Annotated in this window: 16 protein-coding genes and 2 pseudogenes; 6 read left to right on the top strand and 12 right to left on the bottom strand. The window is 67.7% G+C overall.

Annotated elements, in window-relative coordinates; all coding sequences use genetic code 11:
* Positions 1 to 18 precede the first annotated feature (18 nt).
* Entirely contained in the window at positions 19 to 1,755 is a 1,737-nt protein-coding gene (locus MSM1_RS14630; RefSeq protein ID WP_213443484.1) for an AMP-binding protein, read from the bottom strand.
* A 403-nt stretch (positions 1,756 to 2,158) separates the two neighbouring features.
* Here MSM1_RS14630 and pks2 point away from each other — a divergent pair, with 403 nt between their 5' ends.
* Positions 2,159 to 8,539: a type I polyketide synthase gene (gene pks2, locus MSM1_RS14625; protein WP_213443482.1), complete on the top strand. Its 6,381-nt coding sequence runs from the start codon at positions 2,159 to 2,161 to the stop codon at positions 8,537 to 8,539.
* A gap of 59 nt (positions 8,540 to 8,598) precedes the next feature.
* On the opposite strand, the gene meaB is transcribed toward pks2, so the two are convergent.
* From meaB to mutA, 3 genes are read right to left on the bottom strand one after another with little or no spacing between them, the layout of a single operon-like run.
* Positions 8,599 to 9,609 carry a methylmalonyl Co-A mutase-associated GTPase MeaB gene (meaB, locus tag MSM1_RS14620; protein ID WP_213443480.1) on the bottom strand — a complete coding sequence of 337 codons (1,011 nt, stop codon included), beginning with the start codon at positions 9,607 to 9,609 and terminating at the stop codon, positions 8,599 to 8,601.
* Positions 9,610 to 11,889, bottom strand: coding sequence for a methylmalonyl-CoA mutase (gene scpA / locus MSM1_RS14615; RefSeq protein WP_213443478.1), 2,280 nt, complete (start codon positions 11,887 to 11,889; stop codon positions 9,610 to 9,612).
* 2 nt (positions 11,890 to 11,891) lie between these two features.
* On the bottom strand, positions 11,892 to 13,736 hold the full coding sequence (gene mutA / locus MSM1_RS14610; protein ID WP_213444473.1) for a methylmalonyl-CoA mutase small subunit: 1,845 nt from the start codon (positions 13,734 to 13,736) through the stop codon (positions 11,892 to 11,894).
* A gap of 190 nt (positions 13,737 to 13,926) precedes the next feature.
* Here mutA and MSM1_RS14605 point away from each other — a divergent pair, with 190 nt between their 5' ends.
* Positions 13,927 to 14,676 (top strand): TVP38/TMEM64 family protein, encoded by a 750-nt coding sequence (locus MSM1_RS14605; RefSeq protein ID WP_307857401.1) that lies wholly within the window; start codon positions 13,927 to 13,929, stop codon positions 14,674 to 14,676.
* A 185-nt stretch (positions 14,677 to 14,861) separates the two neighbouring features.
* On the opposite strand, the gene MSM1_RS14600 is transcribed toward MSM1_RS14605, so the two are convergent.
* A complete protein-coding gene (locus MSM1_RS14600; RefSeq protein WP_213443476.1) occupies positions 14,862 to 15,131 on the bottom strand; it encodes a DUF3761 domain-containing protein in 270 nt (89 codons plus the stop codon).
* 238 nt (positions 15,132 to 15,369) lie between these two features.
* Here MSM1_RS14600 and MSM1_RS21945 point away from each other — a divergent pair.
* The 3 genes and pseudogenes from MSM1_RS21945 to MSM1_RS14590 all read left to right on the top strand — a co-directional run.
* A pseudogene (locus tag MSM1_RS21945) lies at positions 15,370 to 15,474 on the top strand (IS607 family transposase); the annotation flags it as partial.
* A gap of 122 nt (positions 15,475 to 15,596) precedes the next feature.
* Positions 15,597 to 16,067 carry a hypothetical protein gene (locus tag MSM1_RS14595; RefSeq protein WP_213444469.1) on the top strand — a complete coding sequence of 157 codons (471 nt, stop codon included), beginning with the start codon at positions 15,597 to 15,599 and terminating at the stop codon, positions 16,065 to 16,067.
* Complete coding sequence (locus MSM1_RS14590; protein ID WP_213443474.1) at positions 16,064 to 16,417, top strand: hypothetical protein; 354 nt, start codon at positions 16,064 to 16,066, stop codon at positions 16,415 to 16,417. The genes MSM1_RS14595 and MSM1_RS14590 overlap by 4 nt, the downstream gene beginning before the upstream one ends.
* 269 nt (positions 16,418 to 16,686) lie before the next feature.
* Here the strand turns inward: MSM1_RS14590 and MSM1_RS14585 are convergent, their stop codons facing one another.
* The 4 genes from MSM1_RS14585 to MSM1_RS14570 form a co-directional block, all read right to left on the bottom strand.
* Positions 16,687 to 17,613: a class I SAM-dependent methyltransferase gene (locus MSM1_RS14585; protein ID WP_213444467.1), complete on the bottom strand. Its 927-nt coding sequence runs from the start codon at positions 17,611 to 17,613 to the stop codon at positions 16,687 to 16,689.
* A gap of 2 nt (positions 17,614 to 17,615) precedes the next feature.
* Positions 17,616 to 18,530, bottom strand: a complete 915-nt coding sequence (locus tag MSM1_RS14580; protein WP_213443473.1) for a class I SAM-dependent methyltransferase — start codon at positions 18,528 to 18,530, stop codon at positions 17,616 to 17,618.
* A gap of 265 nt (positions 18,531 to 18,795) precedes the next feature.
* Positions 18,796 to 19,407: a DUF2202 domain-containing protein gene (locus MSM1_RS14575; protein ID WP_213443472.1), complete on the bottom strand. Its 612-nt coding sequence runs from the start codon at positions 19,405 to 19,407 to the stop codon at positions 18,796 to 18,798.
* A gap of 262 nt (positions 19,408 to 19,669) precedes the next feature.
* On the bottom strand, positions 19,670 to 20,959 hold the full coding sequence (locus tag MSM1_RS14570) for an IS110 family transposase (protein WP_213443031.1): 1,290 nt from the start codon (positions 20,957 to 20,959) through the stop codon (positions 19,670 to 19,672).
* 276 nt (positions 20,960 to 21,235) lie between these two features.
* Here MSM1_RS14570 and MSM1_RS14565 point away from each other — a divergent pair.
* A pseudogene (locus MSM1_RS14565) lies at positions 21,236 to 22,560 on the top strand (ISL3 family transposase).
* Positions 22,561 to 23,087: 527 nt separating this feature from the next.
* On the opposite strand, the gene MSM1_RS14560 reads toward MSM1_RS14565, so the two are convergent.
* The 3 genes from MSM1_RS14560 to MSM1_RS14550 all read right to left on the bottom strand — a co-directional run bounded on the left by MSM1_RS14560 (position 23,088) and on the right by MSM1_RS14550 (position 25,269).
* Positions 23,088 to 23,576 carry an IS607 family transposase gene (locus tag MSM1_RS14560; protein WP_307857400.1) on the bottom strand — a complete coding sequence of 163 codons (489 nt, stop codon included), beginning with the start codon at positions 23,574 to 23,576 and terminating at the stop codon, positions 23,088 to 23,090.
* 179 nt (positions 23,577 to 23,755) lie between these two features.
* Positions 23,756 to 24,130, bottom strand: a complete 375-nt coding sequence (locus MSM1_RS14555) for a DoxX family protein (RefSeq protein WP_213443471.1) — start codon at positions 24,128 to 24,130, stop codon at positions 23,756 to 23,758.
* Positions 24,127 to 25,269 (bottom strand): SPFH domain-containing protein, encoded by a 1,143-nt coding sequence (locus MSM1_RS14550; protein WP_213443470.1) that lies wholly within the window; start codon positions 25,267 to 25,269, stop codon positions 24,127 to 24,129. Before MSM1_RS14550 ends, MSM1_RS14555 begins: the two co-directional genes overlap by 4 nt.
* Positions 25,270 to 25,281 lie beyond the last annotated feature (12 nt).

Genomic DNA, 25,281 nt, shown 5'->3' with positions numbered 1-25,281 from the left:
TGCTGCGCTGTCGAAAATTTACGCGTCCAAACGCGCGAACTGGCCGCTGCGGTATTGCTCGACGCAGGCCGACCGTCTGACCTTGCCGCTGGTAGTAATGGGAATCGAACCGGGCGGCACCAGAACCAGATCCGCGATGCTCAGGCCATGCGACGCCGAGATCGCCGAGGCGACTTCGCTTTTGATGTGGCCGAACTTGTGCGCCGCCTCCTCGTGGGAATCGCCGCGCTTCTTGAGTTCGATGATCGCGACCAGCTTCTCGGTTTCCTTATCCGGAACCGATATCGCCACGCAGCGCCCCCGGGTGATCTCCTGGATCGTTGCCTCGATGTCATCGGGAGAGTGGTTGCGCCCATAGACGATCAAGAGATCCTTGATGCGCCCGACGATGAACAGCCCGCCCTCGGACACAAAGCCCAAATCCCCGGTTCGCAGCCACGGCCCTTCGGGTGTGCCCTGCGAAGGGTTGACCAGTGTGGCGCGAAATGTCTGCTCGGTCTCTTGAGGTTTCCCCCAATATCCCAGCGCGACGTTGTCGCCGTGCACCCAAATCTCGCCGGTCGTTCCGGCTGGGCACTCGGCCCTGGTCTCCGGGTCGACGATGCGCACCATCGGCGAGCGCGGCATCCCGTAATCGATCAGCGCGGTTCCACCGCCGCGACAGCGCTTGGCATGGCCGGCGGACAATTTGTCGGATTCGAAGTGCACGATTTCCGCCGCTTGGCCCGCCGGGGACGCCGCCACGAAAACCGTTGCCTCGGCAAGTCCATATGAGGGCCGTAGCACCGTGTCGGGCAGATTGAACTTGGCGAACCGCTCGGTGAAGCGCTTGAGGGTCGCGGGCTGCACCCGCTCGCTGCCGTTGAGGATGCCCAGCACGTTTCCAAGATCGCGCCCGGCCATATCCTCGTCTGACGTCCGGCGTGCCGTCAGCTCGAACGCGAAGTTAGGTCCCGCCGAAAAAGCGCGACCATTGTCTGCCATCAGGTGCATCCAGCGGGCCGGCCGCTGCAGAAACGCCACCGGACTTGTCAGCACGCCGCGATATCCGCCCAGTATCGGCGCGATGATTCCCAGAAACAAACCCATGTCGTGATAGAACGGCAGCCACGACACAACCACACTATCAGGTGGTGCGACATTCCCGTAATCCGCAAAATAATTGGCCATTAGCTGCCGATAATTAGCTAGCAGGTTATGGTAGGAAATCGCCACCCCTTTGGGCTGGCGGGTAGACCCTGAGGTGTATTGCAGATACGCCGTACCCGGACGATCCCCGGGCATGGTGCTAAAACCCCTAGCGCGGTCCGGGTCAAGCAAATCAACCGTGACCACTGCGGCCGCGGACCCGTCCGACTGCGGTTTCGCGTAGCGCTCAACACTGTCAACGGCTGCCGATGTTGTGAGAATGACGGCGGGCGTCGTGTCGCGAAACACCGAACGAATACGCTCATCGTGGCCGTCACCCACCGGAACCGACAGCGGCACGGCGATAACCCCGGCCTGCAATGCTCCCAGAAATGCGGTGATGTAATCCGCGCTTTGTGGGGCCAGTATCAGCGCCCGATCACCGGCCGAGGAATAACGGCGAATCTCGTGCGCAACCCTTAACGCCCGCCGATGCACCTGCGACCAGGTCAGGGTTTGGTCGGTACCGTTCCAATCCTGGTCGTAATCGACAAAGGTGAACGCTGCGTCATTGGGCGCTAGGCTGGCGCGCTCTTGCAGCACGGCCGGAATCGATGACTCGAGCATCCGCATAACGTTACCGCGGCCGTCGCTGCGGTATCCGCCAACCCCGAAGGCGGCCCGCCCGGCGCCGGTTTCGCCGGGACACGCCAGCAGGGCCGGGAAGGCAACCCGATCGCGCCACACCGGGGCGTCTGCGTGCGCCGATCGCCCGGGCTTGATTAAATGTCACGACTAGGTAACGTCCGACCCGGTACTTTGCATGTGTGTAATATTTGCGCGTTTGCCACTTCACCCGGTCGGGGCGCACGAAGCCCCTGACACCTGAAAGGCCCCGATTGACGGCCTTAATTGACGCAGACGCAGAACCTGGGCACCTGGGTGGCCGACGGGTGGGTGGTGCCACGTTGCGGGTCACACAGTCGACAAGGCTCCGTAGCCGTTGCCGCAAAGAGCGTGAGGAGGCGGAATGGTGTCGTTCGCGGCGAGCGATGATCGCGCAACCCGCTCGGCTTCGGCGACGTCGTCGCCCGCTCTGGGCAACACGCCGGTTACCCCGGTTGCCGTCATCGGCATGGCCTGCCGGCTGCCCGGAGGCATCGACTCGCCCGATCGGTTGTGGGACGCATTGCTGCGCGGCGCCGACCTGGTCACCGAGATTCCCCCGGACCGCTGGGACGCCGCGGACTACTACGACCCGGAGCCGGGAGCATCCGGTCGGTCGGTGTCGATGTGGGGTGCCTTCCTCGACGACGTCGCCGGCTTCGACGCCGAATTCTTCGGAATCACCGAGCGCGAGGCCACCGCGAGCGACCCCCAGCACCGGTTGTTGCTGGAAACCTCCTGGGAGGCCATGGAGCATGCGGGTCTCACCCCCCAGAGGCTGACCGACTCACCGACCGGGGTTTTCGTGGGGCTGACACACGGCGACTACCAGCTGCTGGCGGCCGACGCGCACGCCTTGACGCAACCGCACGGCTTTACCGGCACCAGCCCCAGCCTGGCGTCCGGCCGCATCGCCCACGCTTTGGGGCTGCACGGTCCCGCGCTGACGGTGGACACCGCCGGCTCCTCGGGCCTGACAGCGGTGCATCTGGCCTGCCGCAGCCTGCACGAGCGCGAAAGCGCGCTCGCCCTGGCCGGTGGCGTCGCGCTGGCACTGGACCCGCGGAGGTGGGCCGCGGGGTCGGCGGAGGGAGTGCTGTCGCCCACCGGGCGCTGCCACGCCTTCGACGCCGCCGCCGACGGGTTTGTGCCGGGCGAGGGCTGCGCGGTGGTGGTGCTCAAGCGGTTAGCGGATGCGCAGCACGACGGCGACCGGATTTTGGCTGTGATACGCGGCACGGCCGCACACCACGATGGCCGCACGGTCAGCATCGCGACACCGTCGCGGTCCGCACAAGTCGCGGCCTACCGGGAGGCGCTGGCTGCGGGGGGCGTGCAAGCGGGCAGTGTGGGCATGGTGGAGGCCCACGGCAGCGGCTCCCCCACCGGCGACGCCATCGAATACGCCGGCCTCGCCGAGGTATACGGCGCCGACGGTCCCTGCGCGCTCGCGGCCGTGACGACCAACTTCGGGCACACCCAGTCGGCCGCCGGCGTCCTGGGGCTGCTCAAGACGGTGCTCGCCGTGCGCCACGGCGTTATTCCACAAAATCTGCATTTCACCCGGCTGCCCGACGAGCTTGCCGCTATTAAGACTAATCTCTTTGTGCCACAAGAAAATACAACGTGGCCAAGCGGTCACTCACCCCGGCGGGCGGCGGTGTCGTCATATGGGCTGTCGGGAACCACCGTGCACGCGGTTGTGGAGCAAGCTCCCGACATCCCCGAAGCTTCCGAAATCCCCGACACCGATGCGCTCCCCGGCGGGCAGGCCGGCCCGACGACGGCACCCCTGCTGTTCGCGCTGTCGTCCACCTCGGCCGACGAGCTGCGCCGCAGCGCCGCGCGGCTGGCCGACTGGGTGGCCGCACACCGGGATGTCACGTTGCCGGATCTGGCCTACACCCTCGCGCGCCGGCGCGCGCACCGCCCGGTGCGCGCCGCCGTCATTGCGAGCAGCGGAACCGAGCTGACCGGCGCGTTGCGTGAGCTCGCCGACGGTGACACCGAGCATCAGGCCGCGGTGGGGCGCGACGACCGGGGGCCGGTGTGGGTGTTTTCCGGGCAGGGTTCCCAGTGGGCGGCGATGGGCGCGCGGCTGTTGGCGACCGAACCGGTGTTTGCGGCAACCGTTGCGCAAGCCGAGCCGCTGATCGCCCGCGAGTCCGGGTTCTCGGTGACCGAGGCGCTGACGGCCGCCGAGGCGGTGACCGGCCAAGACCGCATCCAGCCGGCGCTGTTCACCATGCAGGTCGCCCTGGCCGCCACCCTGAAGGCCTATGGGGCGCGCCCGGGCGCGGTGATCGGGCACTCCCTCGGTGAAGCCGCGGCTGCCGTCGCCGCGGGCGCGCTGTCGCTGGATGACGGCGTGCGTGTTGTCTGCCGCCGCTCGCGGCTGATGTCCCGCGTCGCCGGTGCCGGTGCCACGGCATCGGTGGAATTGCCGGCACAACAGGTGCTTTCGGAACTGATGGCCCGCGGCATCCGGGATGTCGTGGTGGCCATCGTGGCCTCGCCGCAGTCCACGGTGATTTCCGGCGCCGCCCCGGCGGTGCACGAGCTGGTGGCCGCCTGGCGCCAGCGCGACGTGGCCGCCCGGGAGATTCGCACCGATGTCGCGTTTCATTCCCCGCTGCTGGATCCGATTCTCGACGAGCTCAGGGACGCCCTGGCCGAGCTGCGCCCCACGGCACCGGAGGTGCCCTTCTACTCCACGACCCTGTTCGACCCGCGCGAGCAGCCGCTCTGCGATGCCCGCTACTGGGCGGACAATACGCGGCGCATGGTGCGGTTTGCCACCGCGGTGCAGGCTGCGCTGGAGGACGGCTACCGGGTTTTCGCGGAACTGGCCCCCCACCCGCTGCTCACCGACGCTCTCGAGCAAACCGCCGCCGGCCTCGAGATGCCGCTGGCCGCGCTGGCGGCGATGCGCTGTGAACACGAGCCGCCCCATGGGCTGCGCGGCTTTGTGGCGGAGTTGCACAACGCCGGTGCCGCGGTGGACTTTTCCGTGCTTTACCCGACCGGGCGGCTGGTGGACGCCCCGTTGCCGGCGTGGACCCATCGGCATCTGTGGCTAAGCCGCCACGGTCAGGAATCGCCCGCAGCCGGTGGTTGCACCGTATCGGCCCATCCGCTGCTGGGTGCCCACGTGCGCTTGCCGGAGGAACCCGAGCGCCACGTGTGGCAGGCCGAGACCGGAACCGCCGCCCAGCCCTGGCTTGCCGAGCACCGAGTCCACGGGGTGGCGGTGCTGCCGGGGGCGGCGTACTGCGAAATGGCGCTGGCCGCCGCGCATACCGTCTTCGGCCGGTCCGCTGAGGCCCGGGACATCCGTTTCGAGCACACGCTGCCGCTGGATGAGCACATCACGGTCAATTCGGCGGCGTCAGTCAACGCGCCGGACGTTGCCGACTTCACCGTGGACGCCGACCACGGGGGCGAGCGGGCGCGGCGCGCCGCTGCGGTGTTGCGCGTGCTGCGGGATGAGGCGCCGCCACCGGCGCAAGACGTCTCCGCATTGCTCGCCGCGCACCCCTCCCGCGAGGACGGCACCGAGGTGCGCAAGCGCCTGGAGCTGTGGGGTATTCAGTACGGCCCGGCTTTTGCCGGGCTGATCGCGGTGCGCACCGGCCCGCAGCTGCCCGCCACCGTGTTGGCCGAGGTGGCGCTACCCCGCCAACTGCGCTCACAACAGGATGCCTACGTGGTGCACCCGGCGCTGCTGGATGCCTGCTTGCAGTCCGTGGCGGCCCACCCGGACGTGCGCGCCCTCGGCGAGGACGCGCCGGTAGTGCCACTGGGGGTCGGGAGGTTGCGTGTCCACGGTGCGGCCCGCAACGCTCGCTACTGCTACACCCGGGTCACCAAAGCCGGGGCTTCGGGGGTCGAGGCCGATATCGACGTGCTCGACGAACACGGCACGGTCCTGCTTGCCGTGCGCGGCCTGCGGCTGGGCGCTGGTGCGTCCGAGACGGCCCACAAAGATCGGGTGTTAAACGAGCGGTTGCTGAGCATCGAATGGCGCCAACGCGAGTCACCCGAGGCCGACCATCGCGACGCCGGATCCTGGCTGTTGATCACCACCACCGTCGACGCACCGGCAGCCGCGTTGGAAGACGCGTTGAAAAGCCTTGGCGCATATTGCATCAGCATCTGCTGGCCACAGCGGGCCGACCACACCGCGAGCGCTCAACAACTAAGAAATCAGCTGCGCTCCGGCGGCTGCAGCGGCGCGGTAATCCTCACGGGGCCCGCCGGCGCGGACACCGAAAACCACCTCCCCCGGCTGGGCCGCGACTACGTGCGGCATCTGGTGCGCATCACCCGTGAGCTGGCCGACATGCCGGGCGCGCCGCCGCGCCTGTACGTCGTGACCCACAACGCCCAGACCGTCGTGGAAGGCGATGTGGCCAACCTGGAGCAGGCGGGGCTGCGGGGCATGCTGCGGGTGATCGGCGTCGAGCACCCCTTGTTGCGGGCCACCCAGATCGATATCGACCCCGGCACCGACGCGCAGCGGCTGGCGCGCCAATTGCTCAGCGGCTCCGACGAGGACGAGACCGCATGGCGAAACGGCGCTTGGTACACGGCACGGCTGAGCCGCGCGCCGCTGCGCCCCGAGGACCGGCACAGCACCGTCGTCAGCCGTGAGCGTGACGGGCTGCGCCTGCAGATCCGCACGCCCGGCGATCTGGAAACCCTGGAGCCGGTGGCGGCCGATCGGGTTGCGCCGGGGCCGGGGCAAATCGAGGTCGCGGTCAGCGCATCCAGCGTCAACTACGCCGACGTGCTGGTCGCGTTGGGCCGCTACCCCGCCGTCGAAGGGCAGCGGCCGCAGCTGGGCACCGACTTCGCCGGGGTGGTGACCGCCGTCGGGCCCGACGTGACCGGCCATCAGGTGGGCGATCACGTCGGCGGCCTGGGCGCCACCGGCTGCTGGGGCACGTTTGTCACCTGCGACGCGCGATTGGCCGTGACGCTGCCGGCCGGGCTTTCCGACGCGCAAGCGGCCGCGGTGACCACCCCCTACACCACCGCCTACTACGGCCTGCACGAGCTGGCCCGCATCAAGGCCGGCGATCGGGTGTTGATCCATTCCGCGACCGGGGGCGTGGGGCAGGCGGCGCTCGCGATCGCCCGCGCCGCGGGGGCGAACATCTTCGCCACCGCCGGCAGCGAGCAGCGTCGGCAATTATTGCGCGACATGGGGATCGAGCGCGTGTACGACTCGCGCAGCCTGGAATTCGCCGAGGCGATCCGCCGTGACACCCAGGGATACGGCGTCGACATTGTGCTCAACTCGGTCACCGGCGCCGCCCAGCGCGCGGGCCTGGAATTGCTGGCGCACGGCGGACGCTTCGTCGAGATCGGCAAACGCGACATCGACGGCGACACCCGGTTGGGGTCCTTCCTGCTTCGGCGCAACCTCGCGTTCTACGGCGTCGACCTGGCGTCGCTGGCCGACAGTGACCCGGATCGGCTGCGCGAGGTGTTGAGCACGGTGTATCGGCTCACCGCGGACGGCTCGCTGCCGCTGCCGCATCTCACCCGCTACCCGCTGGCCGACGCCGCCGCCGCCATTCGGCAGATCAGCGGCGCCCGGCACACCGGCAAGCTCGTGCTCGACATCCCGCGTACCGGGCGCACCCGGGTGGTGGTGCCCCCCGCACAGGTCCGGGTCTGCCGCGGCGACGGGGCCTACATCATTACCGGCGGGCTGGGCGGGCTGGGGCTGTTTCTGGCCGAGAAAATGGCTTCTCTTGGTGGCGGGGCCGGCTGTGGGCGTTTCGTGCTGTGCTCGCGCTCGCAGCCAACCCCGGAGGCGCTTCAGGTGATCGAGCGTATGCGCGCGCTGGGCGCGGAGGTCGTCGTGGAGCGCGGCGATATCACCCGGGCCGAAACGGCTGCGCGGCTGGTGGGGGTGGCGACCGCCACCGGGCGTGCGGTGCGCGGGGTGCTGCATCTGGCGGCAGCGCGCGAGGACGCCCCGGTGAGCGCCCTCACCGAGGAACTGCTCGACCGCAACTGGGCACCCAAGGTGTGCGGCGCGTGGAACCTGCACACCGCCACCGCCGGCCAGCCGCTGGACTGGTTTTGCTCGTTCTCCTCGGTGGCCGCATTGGTGGGCGCGCCCGGTCAGGGGGCAGGCGCCGCGGCCGACAGCTGGCTGGATGCCTTCACCCGGTGGCGGCGGGCTCAAGGCCTGCCGGCTACCGTGATCGCCTGGGGCGCCTGGGCGCGGATCGGGCGCGCCACCGCCCCCGACACCGCCCCCGAGACCGCCGGGGGCGCCACCATCGCCCCCGAGGAGGGCGCTTATGCGTTCGACGCACTGCTGCGCCACGACCGCGCCTCCACCGGATATGCGCCACTCAGCGGGGCGCCGTGGCTGACCGCCCTGGCCCAGCGCAGCCCCGTCGCCGAAGCGTTCCGCTCCAGCGGGCAACACCTTACGGGCACCAGCGCACTGCGTGCCGAGCTGGCCGAGCTGCCCGTCGACGAGTGGCCCGCCCGGCTGCGGCATCTGATCTCCGATCAGGTCAGCCGGATTCTGCGTCGCAGCATCGATCCCGACCGGCCGCTCTCCGGGTACGGGCTGGACTCCCTGGCCGCCCTGGAATTGCGCACCCGCATCGAGACCGAAACTGGAATCCGGCTCGCCGCCACCGACTTCAGCACCGTCACCATTCGTGGCTTAGCGGAGTTGTTGTGCGAAAGACTCGCCCTCGCACAAGCCACCTGAGCGTGCTCGACTCTTCGAGCGGCTCGGGCCCAGCACATCAGTGAACGCCGCGGACCGAGTTATCTTTCGGTTGGGCTTCCTTCCGGCTGAGCAAGCCTGAGTATCTGCTGAGCTGCCAGCACAGGGGTCAACTCACCGCTGAGAACCCGGCGCTCCACCTCGGCGCGGGACTTGCGCACCGCGGGGTTGGCCAGCACCCGCTCGAGCACCGCGTCGCGGACCAGCTGCCAGGTCCAGTCAACCTGTTGCGCGCGCCGGCGGGCCTCGAACTCCCCGGCCTCGGTGAGCAGCTGACGGTGGCGCTCGACCGCGTCCCACAGCTGCGTCAGCCCGGTGCCCGTCACCGCGCTCATGGTCAGAACCGGTGGCCGCCACAGTGGTTTGCCCGGGTGAATCAGTCGGAGCGCGGTAGCGAGTTCGCGTGCGGCTAACCGAGCCTCGACCAGGTGCTCACCATCGGCCTTGTTCACCACGACGATGTCGGCCAGCTCGAGGACACCTTTTTTGATGGCCTGCAACTGATCACCGGTGCGCGCCAGGGTCAGCAAGACGAACGTGTCGACCATGTTGGCCACCGCCACCTCGGACTGGCCCACCCCAACGGTTTCGATCAGGATCACGTCGAACCCGGCGGCTTCCAGCAGCACGATGGTTTCCCGGGTGGCCCGGGCCACCCCGCCAAGCGTGCCGGAGGTCGGCGACGGCCGGATGTAGGCGCTCGGGTGCGCCGCCAGCCGCGCCATCCGGGTCTTGTCACCCAGGATCGATCCGCCGGTGCGGGTCGACGACGGGTCGACAGCCAGCACCGCCACCCGGTGACCGTGCTCGACCAGGTACATACCCAGCGCCTCGATCGCCGTCGACTTGCCCACACCGGGAACCCCGGTAATCGCCACCCGGTGCGCATTTCCGGAGTGCGGCATCAACATCAGCAGCAACTGCTGCGCCCGCTCACGGTGGTCGGCGCGGGTGGACTCCACGAGCGTGATCGCCCGTGCCAACGCCGCCCGGTCCCCGCGGCGAATGCCGGCCGCCAGCTCCTCGACGGCGTCGCCGTTGCCGGCCGTCATCTACAGGGCGTAGCCCAACCGGTCGGCAAGCTTGTGCAGCAAGCCAATTGCCGCGTCAGCGATCACCGTGCCCGGCGGGAAGATGGCGGCGGCGCCGGCAGCGTAGAGCTCGTCGTAGTCGCCGGGCGGGATGACGCCGCCGACCACGATCATGATGTCGGGCCGGCCCACCTTCACCAGCGCGTCCCGCAGGGCGGGCACCAGCGTCAGGTGGCCGGCGGCCAGCGACGACACCCCGATCACGTGCACATCGTTGTCGGCGGCCTGGCGGGCCACCTCGTCTGGCGTCGAAAACAGCGGGCCCACATCGACGTCGAAGCCGATGTCGGCGAAGGCCGTTGCGATTACCTTCTGGCCGCGGTCGTGGCCGTCCTGGCCTATCTTGGCCACCAGGATGCGGGGGCGGCGGCCGTCGGCCTCGGCGAACTTCTCCACCAGCTCGCTGGCTTTGGCAATATTGCTCACCTTTCCGGCCTCATCCCGGTAGACACCCGTTAGGGTGCGGATCTCCGCGCGGTGACGGCCATACACCTTTTCCAGCGCGTCGGAGATCTCCCCGACGGTGGCCTTGGCCCGGGCCGCGTCGATCGCGCGTGCCAGCAGGTTGTTACCCAGACCGTCGGGCCCGGCTTTGCCCTGCGCCGCGGCGGCGCGGGTCAGCTCCGCCAGCGCCGCCGCTACCTGCGCCTGGTCCCGAGTCGCCCGCAGCTCTTGGAGTTTGGCCAGCTGTTCCGCGCGCACCCGGCTGTTGTCGACCTTGAGCACCTCGATCCGCTGTTCTTCGGCGACCTGATATTTGTTCACCCCGATCACGGGTTGCTGCCCCGAGTCGATACGGGCCTGGGTGCGCGCGGCGGCCTCCTCGATGCGCAGCTTGGGAATGCCCTCGCTGATGGCCTGGGCCATGCCACCGTACTCGGCCACCTCGGCCAGGTGCACGCGGGCGCGTTGCGCCAGCCGGTGCGTCAGCCACTCCACGTAATACGACCCGCCCCACGGGTCGATCGGCCTGGTGGTGCCCGACTCCTGCTGCAGCAGCAATTGGGTATTCCGCGCGATCCGCGCGGAGAAGTCGGTGGGCAGCGCCAGCGCCTCGTCCAGCGCGTTGGTGTGCAGCGACTGGGTGTGACCCTGGGTGGCGGCCATGGCCTCGATGCAGGTGCGCGCCACGTTGTTGAACGGATCCTGGGCCGTCAGCGACCAGCCCGAGGTTTGCGAATGAGTCCGCAGTGACAGCGATTTGGGGTTTTCCGGGTTGAACTGAGCGACCAGTTCACTCCACAGCAGCCGCCCGGCGCGCAGCTTGGCGACCTCCATGAAAAAGTTCATCCCGATGCCCCAGAAGAACGACAGCCGCGGGGCGAACTGGTCGATGTGCAAGCCCGCGTCCAGCCCGGCCCTGATGTATTCCACGCCGTCGGCAAGCGTGTATGCCAGTTCCAGATCCGCGGTGGCACCGGCTTCTTGCATGTGGTAGCCGGAAATCGAGATGGAGTTGAACTTCGGCATCTTGGCGCTGGTGTAGGCGAAGATGTCGGAGATGATCCGCATCGACGGCTTGGGCGGGTAGATATAGGTGTTGCGGACCATGAACTCTTTGAGGATGTCGTTCTGGATGGTGCCGGCCAGCTTTTCCGGCGGCACCCCCTGCTCCTCGGCGGCCACCACGTAAAGGGCCAGGACCGGCAGTACCGCCCCGTTCATGGTCATCGACACCGAGACTTTCGACAAGTCGATGCCGTCGAACAACTGGCGCATGTCGAGAATGGAGTCGATTGCCACCCCGGCCATTCCGACATCCCCTTGCACCCTGGGATGATCGGAGTCGTAGCCGCGGTGGGTCGCCAGATCGAAGGCCACCGACAGCCCTTTCTGGCCGGCTGCGAGGTTGCGACGGTAAAACGCGTTGGAGTCCGCCGCAGTGGAGAACCCAGCGTATTGACGAATGGTCCAGGGCTGGTTGACATACATCGTCGGGTAGGGCCCGCGGATGTAGGGGGGCTCCCCCGGGAAACTGTGCAGCGGATAGCCTTCGGCGACGGCGGCGGCCCGGTCGGCGGCGATGTACACCGGCTTGACGGCGATGCCCTCCGGGGTGTGCCACGTCAATTGCTCCGGTGCGTAGCCGTGCGCCGCCGCGGCGCCGGCGACCAGCTTTGTCACCGCGTCCTCGTCGGCGGGCCGGGCCGGGCGCTCACCGGTGAGCGGAACGTCGGCGAAACTGCCCACCACGGGCCGGGTTGGTGGAGCCGGCTGACCGGCGACATCATGGATGGTCATGGCTAGGCTCCCAAGCGTGTGAGCAGGTTCGAGAGAGCTTCTACCGCATTGATTTTCGCGGTCAAATACTCGTCGGGACGGTCGCCGCCGGGGGTGCCGTGCAGCGCCTTCTGCGGCCCGACGAGGTAGATCCGCGAAACACCGGAACGCCGGGCCACCCGCACAACATCGGTGACTTCCTCGCGATAGCGCTTATCGGTTCCGCAGATCACCGCGACGGCAGGCGATCCGGCTGCCGACACCGCCTGCGCCACACCGGCTGCCGAGACGGGCCCCGGGTTGATCGCCTCGATTCCACCCGAAGCCAACAGGTTTACCGCGAACGTGGCCCGGCTGTTGTGCTCGGCCAGCGGGCCCAGCGGCAGCAGCAACACCCGCGGGCGTGAGCCGGTGCGTTGCAAAAAGGCATCTGAGCGGTCCCGCAAGGCTTCGAACTGCGCCGCGTAGCCACGGATCGTCGAGTCACCGGGTGGCAACGGAGGTTCGGCCAGGTTCGGATACTCGTTGACGCCGGTGATCGCGGTGCGCCGATGCGCGATATCGTCGCTGCGGCGCGCGGCCACTTCCGCGATTTGCCCAGCCACATAGTCACGGGCACCGGCAAATCCGCCGCGTGCCTCAATCGCCTGGAAATGCTGCCAGGCCTGCCCGGCCAGCTGCGCGGTGAGATCCTCGACGTACCACGAACCGCCGGCGGGATCCAGCACCCGACCGATGTGGGACTCTTCCAGCAACAGCAGCTGGGTGTTGCGGGCGATCCGCCGGGCGAAGTGCGGCCCCATATCCGGGTAGCCGCCCGGGATGGCCACGTCGAACGGCAGCACCTGCACCGTGTCCGCGCCGCCGACGCCGGCCCCGAAAGCGGCCAGCGTGGTGCGCAGCATGTTCACCCACGGGTCACGCCGGGTCATCATCGGCAACGACGTCTCGGCGTGCAGGACAGCCGCGCCGTCGTCGGGGGCGCCGACAACCTCGGCAACTCGCGCCCATAGTTGGCGTGCGGCACGGAATTTCGCGATTGTCATAAACTGGTCGTCGTCGGCCACAAGCCGGAAGCTGATCTGCCGCAAGGCATCCCGGATGGCCAACCCGGACTCGCAGAGCACCCGCAGATATGCCACCGCTGCGGCAATGCTGCCGGCGAGTTCCCAGGCCGCGTTGGAGCCCAGGTTATGAAAGGCGGGGCCGTCGACGGTGATCGCCCGCACGCCGCGGCCACCGGCCGCTGTCATCGCGACGGCCGCCACCTCTGCCACGGACGGCGCGTCGCGGCCGCTCAGCGTCCCGGTCAGCGGGTCGGCACCCAGGTCGACCGACAGCGTCGCCTTCTTGTCCGGGTCCAGGCCGGACACCAAGGCCAGCACGGCATCGGCCGCCGCCGGGTAGTCGGCGCCAGCGTCGAGGATCAGCGGCACCAGCTCCAGGTAGACCCCCTCGAGCAGCCGGCCCAGCCGGCGCACCGGCGTTCCCGCGGTGCCCACCCGCAACACCAGGGCGCTCACGCCGTTGGCGAGCGCGGCCAGCACCGCGGCGTTGTCGTCGCCGCCCGCGCCCGGAAACGCTTCGGCGACCTTCCAGCCGCGGTTGACGTCGCGGCACGCGTCGGCGCCCCGCACAAACGGCCACTCGCCGGGCAGCGGCGGCTCGGGCAGCTCGTCCAACGCGGTGTAGAGCGCGCGAATCCCGAAGCCCTCGTAGGTCGCGGTGTCTAGCGCCCGCTCGGGCTGGTCGCCGAAATCCCTGGGGTGACGCCCCGTGCTTTTGGCCAGCACCCCGGCCACGGCCGTGCGCCATCGGGCGCGGGCCTGCACCAGCTCCACGCGCTCGGCGGACACGTCGACCGACACCGGCGGCTCCTGTCCTCGCAGCAGATCACTGCCTTTTGTCAACCTGTTGTCACCTTTTGCAGCCTTTTGCCACCGAGGCTAATCGATGGCTTCGGCTGCCCCGGCGGTGAGGTGCGGTGACGACGCCGCCTGCGACGAAACGCCGGTAACGGGAAACGCCGTGTTTACCCGCACCCCGTAGCCTAAGACCGTGACGGCCCGCGCCACCACCAGCACGCTGGGCGACACCGTGCGCGGTGTCGCGTCCTCGGTCGCCGCGGCGGCGCGTCAGCTTTCCCGGCGGCGAATCGTCGCGACCGCGGTCGCGATGGCGGGCGCGGTTGCGGCGGTCCTGCTGGTGCCCCTGCCCACCGCGGTCCAGCTGCGTGACTGGGCGACCTCGGCGGGCCCGTGGTTCCCGGTGGCGTTTTTGGCCGCGCACATCGCGATCACGGTGCTGCCGTTTCCCCGCACCGCGTTCACGCTCGGGGCTGGCCTGCTGTTCGGTCCCCTACTGGGCGTGGTGCTCGCCGTGGCCGCCAGCGCGATCAGCGCGGTGATCGCGCTGCTGCTGGTCCGCGCGGCCGGCTGGCAGCTGAGCCGGTTGGTCCGTCACCAGGCCGTCGACAGGCTGGACTCGCGGCTGCGCGAGCGCGGCTGGCCGGCGATCCTGTCGTTGCGGTTGATCCCCGCGGTGCCGTTCTCGGTGCTCAACTACGCCGCCGGTGCCTCGGCGGTGCGGGTGCTCCCCTACACCCTGGCGACGCTTGCCGGCCTGATTCCCGGCACTGCCGCCGTGGTGATCCTCGGCGACGCCCTCACCGGCCACATCAGCCCGCTGCTATTCCTGGTGTCGCTGTGCACGGCGACGGTGGGAGTGGGAGTGCTGATCTATGAGATGCGCCATCACCGCCACCGGTCGGTGGGCGCCGAGGCCGGCGAGCCGGCCGCCAGCCGGTGATCTGGCCGACCTGCGATCACCTCTCCGGCGGCGGCCTCACCCCGGCCTCGGCCGGCCAGGCAATCACCCCGGGCTCGGCCGGCCAGGCAATCACCCCGGGCTCGGCCGGCCAGGCAATCACCCCGGGCGGAACTGAAAACTTTCCGCACTGCTATCGAGGGGCACAACGGATTTGCACAACGGATTTAATTGGTCAAGTATTCAACAGCTCCGCCGTGACCGCTGCATGTCCAATCGTCGTGGGGATGTTGGCTAAATGAGTAGGTGCCATCCGCACACTTCGCGGTGGCACCGGGTGGCGGTGTCGGCGCCGCCTCTGGGCGATGGACGCACTCATTCAAATCCTGCTCGTAGTAGTAGCCTTCCTGGCACACCGGCTGCGCGGCGGCCGGTGATGCCGCACCCATCGCTGCCGTCGCGATAGCCGCTGCGATGAGAGTGACCCGAAAGAACATTGCGCTCATTCCTTACGAAACTGGTGGCCAGGGCTGATAACTTGCCGTCCTTACGAAACTGGTGTCCAGGGCTGATAACTTGCCGTCTCGAAGGACGCTACCGTCGCCGGGACGTTCGCGTATCTCGGACCCGAAAAGACATCTCCGCCGGCCATATCGCCCTCGTTCTGCCCAAGTGTGACAACTTGTTCCCTATAATCGTGGTATTACATGGTATTGGTATCGTAGCGGGTACTATTTGTGTGTGAAGTTGTCGGAGTACGCGGCCCGGAACGGGATCAAATACCGTGCCGCCTGGAATCGCTATAAGGCGGGCAAGATTGCGGGCGCGTACCGCGACGACCGGGACGGGGACGCGGCTTCCAGCTGGGCGGCGTGTCGTGACGACCCGCGCCGGCAGTGGTCTGGTCGCCAAAAAAGAATGATCCGCTCGACGTGAACGTACTTTTGAAGTACTTTAAAAGTATGGATGCGGTGACGTTTTCCGATTTGCAGTTGAAGGGCAAGGCCACGGTGGATCGCTGGTTGCGCCGCTCCACAGACCGGTTTCTGCTGGTGCGCCGTCGTGATGCCGAGGATTTGGTGTTGACGACTGTTTCTCGTGCTGAGCAGGCGCGTGAGGCGGCGTCGGTGACGTCGCGGATGTTTGTGGCGCTGATGCAGCACGATCCGCGGGTGCGTGAGTTGGTGACGGAGATCCTGCCCGAGGTGTTCCCGTGGGTGGCGTTCCTGTCTCGCGATGAGGTGCAGCAGTTCGTTGTCGAGTTGGTGTCGACGATGCGGGCGGCCGACTCGATCGACAATCCGGCTCCGGTTATTCAGGTCATCGAGAGCTGGCGTCACACCGCTGAGGTGCTCGCCGATCCGGAACTGGCTTCGGTCCTGCTGAAGCCCAGTGAGGGTGATTACGGTGCCGTGCCGGCGCCGAGCAGGTGAGCCCGAAGCGGGGGGATCGCGTTGCGCCGCCGGCAGGACACGGCGAATGGGAGCTGCGATTTGCGACGAATGAGGCTGCTAAGGGGTGGGATCGGCGGTGTCAGCAGGCGGCGGCCAATACCGAGCTTGCGTGGCGTGAGCTGCGGTCACGAGCAGATGCGCCGATCCCCACCACGCGCCACCATCGGCTGAAGGGACGGCTGGCAAGCGGCAACCACCGCGGCGTCGCGATGGAGCAGTGGCAGTACGAAGTCACCAGCGGTGGACGCATCTGGTACCTCGTCGATGTCGAGCGGCGCACGCTGTGGCTCAAGCACGCCGGCCCCGGCCACCCGGGCCAGACGGACTGAGTGGGCTTGACCCCGTTTGGTGGACACAGGGTCAGGCGGCTTGTGCCGTCCGAGTGAGCCGGTCTTCTAACTCGACCGGCCTCATCATAGCGAGGGCCGAATGACGTTACAGGTGCCCGTGGACGCAGCCCCAACGCTGCGTGACCTAAAACCCATGAAATGCCATGAAATTAGAAACTGTGCTGTGCGTCTCCCAGGAAGTCCGCTCGGATAAACCTCGGATAAAAATATTTAGGGGATTTTGTGGCGTTGCGATGCGCTGCGCGCCGTTATTCGGGCCTTCGCCGCGCGGACACGAAACGATTCGGCATGAGATCCGCGGCCGCTTCGCCGCGCCCGAAACGAGCCAGCCATTCCTGCAACGTCGCCGTCGACGCGTCCCAGCCGTGTTCGTTAAGCCAGGCGCCGACATCGGTGCGCTCTTCGGGGTACCACAGTTCGTCGGCGTCGATGATGTCGGCCCCGGCCAGCTGGGCGGCCACCGAGCGCAGGCGCCGCATCAATTCGCGTTGGCGCGCCAGCCGTTCGGGACTCAACGCTTCGGCGCCGACCGCGTTGGTGGCCAGCCGGCTGCCGGCGGCGCTGAGGGCATGGATGCGTTCGAACAACACATCCTGGGCTGATGCCGGCAGATAGCGAAGCAGCCCCTCAGCCGACCAGCCGGTGGGTATCGCCGGGTCGAACCCGGCGCCGCGCAGCGCCCGCGGCCAATCCTGGCGCAGGTCCACCGGCACAAACACCGGCTTTGCCATCGGGCGCACACCGTGACGCCGCAAGACGGCGGCCTTGAAGTCCAGCACCTTCGGCTGGTCGACCTCATAGACGGTGACGCCATCCGGCCACCGCAACCGCCAGACCCGCGCGTCCAACCCGGATGCCAGGATCACCATCTGCCGGATCCCGGCGTCGGCGGCGGCCAGGAAGAACTCGTCGAAGAACACCGTCCGCACCGCCATGAAGTCCACCATCGCCTGCACCAGCGTTCGCACGTCGCGGTCGACGTCATCGAGCAACGCCGGATCGGCGAATAGACTCCACACTCCGTTGCCGGCCGCATCCAGAAACATCCGCGCGAAGGGATCACTGATCAGCGGGGTTTGGCTCTCCGTCTCTACCGCCCGCGCCGCAGCGACCTGGAGCGCCGTGGCCCCCACGCTTTCGGTGATGTCCCAGGTGTCGTCATCGGTTCTGGGCATGCTCATGTGCTCCTATCGGACCGGATCGAGCTGTAGTAGCAGCTGTCGGCGAACGGTGACCGGTCTTGCCCAGGGGCTATGCCATGGTCCGCGAGCAATTGGCTCAAGGGTGTAGAGGCCGATTGCCAGCCAACGTTATTCAAATACATTCCGACGTCGTTACGTTCGCCATCATAAACGAGATCGGCAGGCACGACGTTAAACCCGTCATCGCCCCAGCGGTGCAGGACCGGTTGCAGCGCTTCGCGGGTCAGCGGAACAAAGTTCTCCGTGGCCAGCCGGGAATCGGCGGCGCTCAGCGCGGTGATGTCGTCCAGCAACCGATCTTGAGCATCCGGCGGCAAAAAGGGCAGCAGGCCTTCGGCGACCCACGCGGTGGGCCGGCTGGGATCGAACCCCGCTCGACGCAGCGCGGCGGGCCAGTCCTGCCGCAGGTCGATGGGCACCATCCGCAGGTCGGCGGTCGGCTGCGCGTTCAGTTGCGCAAGAGCGGCGGTCTTGAACTCGATGACTTGCGGCTGGTCGATCTCAAATACCGTAGTTCCCGGTGGCCAGGCCATTCGGTAGCCGCGCGCATCCAGACCAGAGGCTAAAATCACTGCTTGGCGGATTCCTGCCGCCATCGCGGTGAGCAGAAACTCGTCGAAGTACCGGGTGCGAACCGCCATAAGGTCGACAAACCACTGCAGCACCCGTCGGCTGGCGTCGTCGTCAGCGAGGTCGAGTTCGCCGCCGGCCCACCGGGTGAAGAAGTCAACTCCCACGGCCCGGACCAACGATTCGGCGAACGCATCGTCGATCAGGGGGTCATCGGTGTTGCTGGCAACGGCCCGGGCGGCGGCCACCATGGTTGCGGTCGCCCCCACGCCGGTTGCCAAGTCCCACGTGTCATTGTCGCGGCGCAGCTGTGGTGCCATACCGTCCCTCTTGCACTCCCGTGAGTGAGCCAAACTCACATAGCGTCTAGCGTCGCCGGCCAGGCTACCGCACGCACGGCCATGACGGCGGTGGCAAGCGGACGGTACACCACCGAAGGCGGGTCAATGTCGGTCATCATCGCTCCACGTCATCACGGCGCGAACCTGCGGATAGCGGCGACCGCCCTGCTCACGCGGCCCGACTTTACGCCCGCAGCACCAAAGGTCTGCTGGACCACGTAATTTCACCTCCGGGGCACCCACCTCAACTGCCGCGGCGCGCGCGCCCACCGCGGCGGCCGTGGCCACCTCCACCACGGTGGTGACCACCGTCGTAACCATCTCCGCCGCATTCGCCCCCGCGCCTGCGCCGGCACCAGCCTCGACCGCCGCCCATGGGGCGACCCGTTGTCGCCGCTTCAAATGCCCCCAGATGGCTCTCGGAGGCGGCACGCAAGTTCTCGTAGACCCGATGGATGGCGTCCTCATCGGTGCGTCCCACGGCCGAAGACAGGTCGGCGATGTCGCCAGTTTCGAGTTCGACTCCGACCGCGTACGCCCCTTGGACCGAGGACAGTCCCCGGGCAAGCCACATGTCGTAGGCGCTTTGCAGTTTGGTGTCGGCGTAGACACCGGGCGGCTGCCCTACCGATGGATCGGGAACATTGTACCGCTGGAGCATTCGCCCGATTGCGTCGTAATGCCGCTGCTCGCTGGCGGCAATGTTCTCGAAGATCGGCATCCCCCACGCGCGGTGGAAACGCCGGTACAAATCACGCGCCAGCCGTTCCTCCTCCCGTATCAGCACCAGATCCGCTCGCTCGCCATCGGACAACGGACCACCAGCCGCCGGCTCCAAGCTGTCGTCCACATTCATCCGATGCCTCCATTCACGTTCGGCCACCTACAATACCGGTCGGATCGACTACTGCTTCCATATTGAAGCATTCCCGGTTTCATGCGCAGTTCCTAATTTCATGGCAATTCAGGCTCTTCTGACGCTTCCGTGGGTGGATAGCAGCGAAAACGAGGCGCACGCCGTTCTCGCTTAAGGTTTCTGACCCGAAAATCGGATGGTGAGTGGGCAGGCCGAAGGCGCCCGGCGTAGCCGGGTGTTGTTGTGTTGCTGTGGGTTTGGTTTAGGCGGCGGTGTCGGTGATGACTGCTTTGCCGTCGCGGATGGTGATGTGCTGGCCGGTGAGCGCTTGCAGTTGGGTGGCCAGGTTGCGGGCGCGGCGATGCTTGTTGATGCGCGATTCGTAGTAGTCGGGGCCGAGGTCGCAGAAACTGGCTTCGGGGTCGGCGAGCAGGTGGTAGACGACGGTCAGCACCGAATTGCCGGTCGCGACGATGGCCTTTTGCTTGCCGCGGCGTCGGGCGAGGCGCCGGTAGCGGGCGCCCAGGAAGGTGTCGGTGCCGGAGTCAACGAACGCGATCCGGCCTAAAGTGCCGGCCAGCCACGGGTTGCCCTTGCCGCGGCCCCTGGTCTTGGACTTACCGGCCGACTGGTGGGTCTGCGGGCAAAACTTGGCCCACGACACCAGATGCGCGGCCGACGGGAACCGGGTCATGTCGACCCCGATCTCGGCGATCAGCTCGGCGGCGGCAACCCTGTCCACGCCGGGGATGTCAGCGAGTCGGGCCGCCTGCCCGCAGAAAGGGCCAATCGCCTCCTCGATGTGGGCGTCGAGCGCGGCGATCTGGGCGCTGATCCGGTCGATGTTGTCGAGCATCATCCGCAGGATCGTCGCGTGATGCTCGGTGAAGAACCCGCGCAGCGCCTCTTCGAGGCGGTCGGTCTTGTTGCGTGCGCGGGCCCTGGCCAGCCCGGCCAGCGTGCGCGGATCGCGCTCGCCGGCGATCAGGGCCTCCATCATCGCCCGGCCGGTGACACCGTGCAGGTTCGACAGCACCGACGAGATCTTGATCTGGGCGTCCTCGAGCAGCTTTTCCACCCGCTGCTGCTCGCGGGTGCGGTCCTGCACCAGGGCACGGCGGTAGCGGGTGAGATCCCGCAGTTGACGGATCGCGCGCGGCTGCACCAGCGACGGCCGGCACATGCCCCGTTCGGCCACTTTCGCCAGCCAGACAGCATCGGCCCGGTCCGTCTTAGCCCGACCTGGCACGTTCTTCACTTCGCGGGCGTTGACCAGCCAGCAGTCAAACCCCGCGGCCTCCAGCAGGTAGTACACGCCCTTCCAGTAGGTGCTGGTGGATTCCATCACCACCCGCTGCACCTGCCAGTGCCGCAACCAGGCCGCCATCGCCAACAGCTGTGCCGTGGTGGTGCCGTAGCCGCGCAGCTCCTGCATCCGCCCGCCGGGCCGCTGCGGGTTGGGCACCCGCACACAGGCCTCCAGACCGGCCTTGCCCAGATCCAGCGCCGCGACCCGCTGCACCACCAGTTCGACATCGTCGACCTCGTCCATAACGAAAATCCTTCCCGGGAAACCGATACATGAGCGCGGTCGCCCGCGGGAACCGAACAGGGATGGAAGAGAGTCGGACCCTCGTGCTCATAGCAACAATGCGCAGCCCCTACCACCGGCTCCCCGGATCAAACTGACTTACGGGCTCACCTGCGCCAAGAAGCACCGACCTCGGCGAGCGACCGCACCCGATTTTCCCGCATGCGCGGGCGTCCCTGGAAGGGACCACGAAACTGACTTGTCAAGGGTCAGGAAACCGAAGAGCGAGGAAACGACGTGCGCAATGTGAGGTTATGGCGTGCGCTGCTGGGTGTCGACAAGCGGACTGTGATCGAGGACATCGAGTTCGGCGACGACGAGGTCGACGGCGGGGATGAGGACGTCAAGGTGGTGGTCGCGCATGTGCGGCTGCGCGGGGGTGCGCGGGGTCGCTGTGGCCGCTGCGGGCGCAAGTCTTCCTGGTATGACCGGGGCGAGGGCCGGCGGCGCTGGCGGGGCCTGGACTGGGGCACCGTGCGGTGTTCCTGGAGGCCGACGCGCCGCGGGTGAATTGTGCCGAGCACGGGCCGACTGTGGTGGCGGTGCCGTGGGCGCGCCATGCCGCCGGGCACACCCATGCGTTCGACGACACGGTGGCTTGGCTGGCGGTGGCGTGCTCGAAAACCGCGGTGTGCGAACTGATGCGGATCGCATGGCGCACCGTCGGGGCGATCGTGACGCGGGTCTGGAACGACACGGAGGCCACCGTGGACCGGTTCGCGAACCTGCGCCGGATCGGTATCGACGAGATTTCCTACAAACGCCATCACAAGTATTTGACCGTGGTGGTCGACCACGACACCGGCCACCTGATCTGGGCCGCGCCGGGACGCGACACCGCCACCCTGCGGCGCTTCTTCGACGCCCTCGGCGCCGAGCGCTGCGCGCTGATCACCCACGTGTCCGCCGACGCCGCGGACTGGATCGCCGACGTGGTCACCGAGCGTTGTCCGGACGCGATCCGCTGCGCCGACCCGTTTCATGTAGTCTCCTGGGCCACCGAGGCGCTCGACGCCGAGCGGCGCCGAGCCTGGAACGACGCGCGGACGCTGGCGCGCAGCGAGCCCAAACGCCGCCGCGGCCGCCCGGCCACCGACGCGCCGCCCAGGCCGGGACACGAACGGGCGCGCCGACTCAAAGGCGCCCGCTACGCGCTGTGGAAAAACCCGGACGACCTCACCGAACGGCAGACCGAGAAGCTGGCCTGGATCGCCAAGACCGACACCCGACTCTACCGCGCATACCTGTTGAAAGAGGGCCTGCGGCATCTGTTCTCAGTCAAAGGACAGGACGGCAAAGACGCCCTCGACAAGTGGATCTCGTGGGCGCGGCGCTGCCGCATCCCGGTCTTCGTCGAGCTGGCCCGCCGCATCGTCAAGCACCGCATCACCATCGACGCCGCCCTCGACCACGGCCTATCCCAAGGGCTGATCGAATCCACCAACACCAAGATCCGCCTGCTCACCCGAATCGCGTTCGGATTCCACAATCCCGCCGCGCTGATCGCGCTGGCCATGCTCGCCCTCGGCGGCCACCGCCCCACCCTGCCCGGCCGCGGCTAACACCCCTCCACCAGGGCACCCCTCGGGTTTCCCCTCTCAGACGTCGCCGATTCTGCGCTACCCGCTCGTCGGTGTCCATGTCGTTCCGCCTCGCTGCGCTCGGGGGCTCCACATGGATACCTCCCACCCGGGCAGCGCTACAGGCAACTATCGCGGAAGGGAGCACAAACGAATTCAACCATCAGATCACGGCCCCGAATCGGCCCCATCCACCCACGGATACGTCAGGAGGGCCGCAATTCATGGGTTTTAGGTCACGCAGCGTTGGGGCTGCGTCCACGGGCACCTGTAATGCCGTGGACCGCGCGGGCTCTGAGCTGACTTCAGCTGCCGTGCTGAGAGCCCGACCGCAAAGCCGACGTGATCCTTGGGCATCACCCGCCAGCGCGCAAGCTGTTCGCCGGCCAGCAGTTCACGGCGCGATTTCGCCGCTAAATGCCCCATCGCGGAACGGAATTGCGGGAACAATGCCCGCAGCGCGGCCACCTTGGCGGGGTTAGCTGCCACAGTGTGGCGATACGCGGCGATCACCGGTCGAGCAGTCCCGCCGCGAGTTTCGGGTCGATCCCCAGCGCCGCGATCACGTCATCGGTCCGCCGGCGCGCCGACCGCGGCCCGTACACACGGGCAGCGAACCTGTAGATGATCGACACGAAGTCCTCGAGCAGGTCGGCTTTCTCCTCGGTGGCGGCGTCAGCGACCACGATACGGCGGCCCTGCAACCCGAGCAGAACCTCGAACCAGCCGAACCCCACGCGCGCCAGTCGATCCTTGCGCTCAACCACCAACGTGCCCCACGAGTCCTCCTTCAACAACGCCGTCAGCTTCGGCCGGGTGTCATTCACCCCGGGCGCGACTTCCTTGATAACAGCCACCACCGACAATCCCGCCGCATTCGCGAACGCGGTCATCCGCTGCGCCTGACGAGCCAGATCCTCGCGCTGCTTATGGGTGGAAACCCGGGCATACACGGCGGCTTTGCCGACCAGGGCGTGCTGGGGGTCAGGCACCACCACATGCCCCGAGTCATCGTGGCACGCGCCCGCAATCTTGCCCGCCCTATAGCGATTCCAGGCGGCACGCTATTTGATCCCGTTCCGGGCCGCGTACTCCGACAACGTCACGCCCAAATTATGTTCGGCGTCCCGTGCGCGTTCTCCGGCGGCAGGCCGACCGCGCGCAGTGCCCACTGCGGCTAGAGGCGCGCCGATGAATCCGCGTGTGCAGGTCCCTTCACGGTCATCGCCGCGAACGTCGTCAGCAACGCCGCCGCCGGCACGGCGTTGAGCACCCGATCCCGCGCCCGGATGTGCGCACCGACCGCCAGCACGAAATACAGTGTCAGCATCGCCGTTGTCAGTCTGGCCAGCCCCGGAAAGCGGAACACCGACAACAGACCGAGCGCGGCCGCCGCCTTGACCACCGGGAGAATCCACCGGATTCCCAGCGGAACCCTAAGATTATCAAGGACTTTGGTGATGTACGGCAGGGGGATCGCGCATGCCACCGCGTCACCGGCCTGAAAAGCAGCCAGCGCCACATAGGTTTTCGGAGACGTCAGCGCGCTCATGAGCCCACCTGCGGCGCCTCGATCACGCCGTCGGCCGGGGCGCGGGCCTCCGCCTCGGCCCTGGCGACCGCCTGCGCAATCGCCGGATCTGTCTGGGTGGTGAACCAGCCGGCAACCTCCTCGCTGTCATCCTCGGGCTTGGGCAGCTGATCCTCGCCCACCGGCGACGGCTGATACCGAAACACCCCGTCCTCGCCGGGTGTGCCCAGCAGCCTGACAAACCCGTGCAGCGCGGACCCGAAATCGCTGGGTATCACCCACACCTTGTTGGACTCACCCTGGGCCAGCTGCGGCAGAACCTGCAGGTACTGGTAGGCCAGCAGCTCGGGGGTGGGCCGCCCCGCCTTGATCGCGGCGAATACCTTCTCGATCGCCTTGGCCTGCCCCTGGGCCTGCAGATAGGCCGCGGCCCGCTCCCCTTGGGCCCGCAGCATCCGGGACTGCCGCTCGGCCTCGGCAGCCAGGATCGCGGCCTGCTTGGCGCCCTCGGCCGCCAGGATCTCCGCCTGCTTCTGCCCCTCGGCCTGCTTGATCGCCGACTCCCGGGTGCCTTCGGCGGTGAGGATCATCGCCCGCTTCTCCCGGTCGGCCTTCATCTGCTTTTCCATCGACGCCTGGATCGACGGCGGCGGGTCGATGGCCTTCAGCTCCACCCGCGCCACGCGCAAGCCCCACCGCCCGGTCGCCTCGTCGAGCACGCCGCGCAGCTGGCTGTTGATCACCTCACGTGAGGTCAGGGTCTGCTCCAGCGTCATCCCGCCGACCACGTTGCGCAGCGTGGTCGTGGTCAGCTGCTCGACGCCGACGATGTAGTTGCTGATCTCATATACCGCCGCCTGCGGATTGGTGACCTGAAAATAGACCACCGTGTCGATGTTGAGGGTCAGGTTGTCTTCGGTGATCACCGGCTGCGGCGGGAACGACACCACCCGCTCACGCAGGTCGACCCGGGCACGGATGCGGTCGATGAACGGCACCAGCAACGTCAGCTGGCCGCTGACCGTGCGGCTGTAGCGGCCCAGCCTTTCAATCACCGCGGCCTCGGCCTGTGGGATCAGCGCAATCGATTTGGCCACCACGATGACAGCGAAAATCACCAAGACAGCCAGCAACACCAAACCAGTAACCGTAGCGTGCACCGTGGTTTCCTC

The organism is Mycobacterium sp. SM1 (assembly GCF_018361265.1).
Taxonomy (GTDB): domain Bacteria; phylum Actinomycetota; class Actinomycetes; order Mycobacteriales; family Mycobacteriaceae; genus Mycobacterium.
Note: the sequence above shows the minus strand (reverse complement) of the source record. Positions and strands in the feature narration are given on the sequence as shown.

Coding starts and splice junctions, on each gene's coding strand:
- MSM1_RS14630 (WP_213443484.1), bottom strand. CDS start 1,755: ATGCTCGAGTCATCGATTCCGGCCGTGCTGCAAGAGCGCGCCAGCCTA.
- pks2 (WP_213443482.1), top strand. CDS start 2,159: ATGGTGTCGTTCGCGGCGAGCGATGATCGCGCAACCCGCTCGGCTTCG.
- meaB (WP_213443480.1), bottom strand. CDS start 9,609: ATGACGGCCGGCAACGGCGACGCCGTCGAGGAGCTGGCGGCCGGCATT.
- scpA (WP_213443478.1), bottom strand. CDS start 11,889: ATGACCATCCATGATGTCGCCGGTCAGCCGGCTCCACCAACCCGGCCC.
- MSM1_RS14600 (WP_213443476.1), bottom strand. CDS start 15,131: ATGTTCTTTCGGGTCACTCTCATCGCAGCGGCTATCGCGACGGCAGCG.
- MSM1_RS14595 (WP_213444469.1), top strand. CDS start 15,597: ATGGATGCGGTGACGTTTTCCGATTTGCAGTTGAAGGGCAAGGCCACG.
- MSM1_RS14585 (WP_213444467.1), bottom strand. CDS start 17,613: ATGCCCAGAACCGATGACGACACCTGGGACATCACCGAAAGCGTGGGG.
- MSM1_RS14580 (WP_213443473.1), bottom strand. CDS start 18,530: ATGGCACCACAGCTGCGCCGCGACAATGACACGTGGGACTTGGCAACC.
- MSM1_RS14575 (WP_213443472.1), bottom strand. CDS start 19,407: ATGAATGTGGACGACAGCTTGGAGCCGGCGGCTGGTGGTCCGTTGTCC.
- MSM1_RS14570 (WP_213443031.1), bottom strand. CDS start 20,959: ATGGACGAGGTCGACGATGTCGAACTGGTGGTGCAGCGGGTCGCGGCG.
- MSM1_RS14555 (WP_213443471.1), bottom strand. CDS start 24,130: ATGAGCGCGCTGACGTCTCCGAAAACCTATGTGGCGCTGGCTGCTTTT.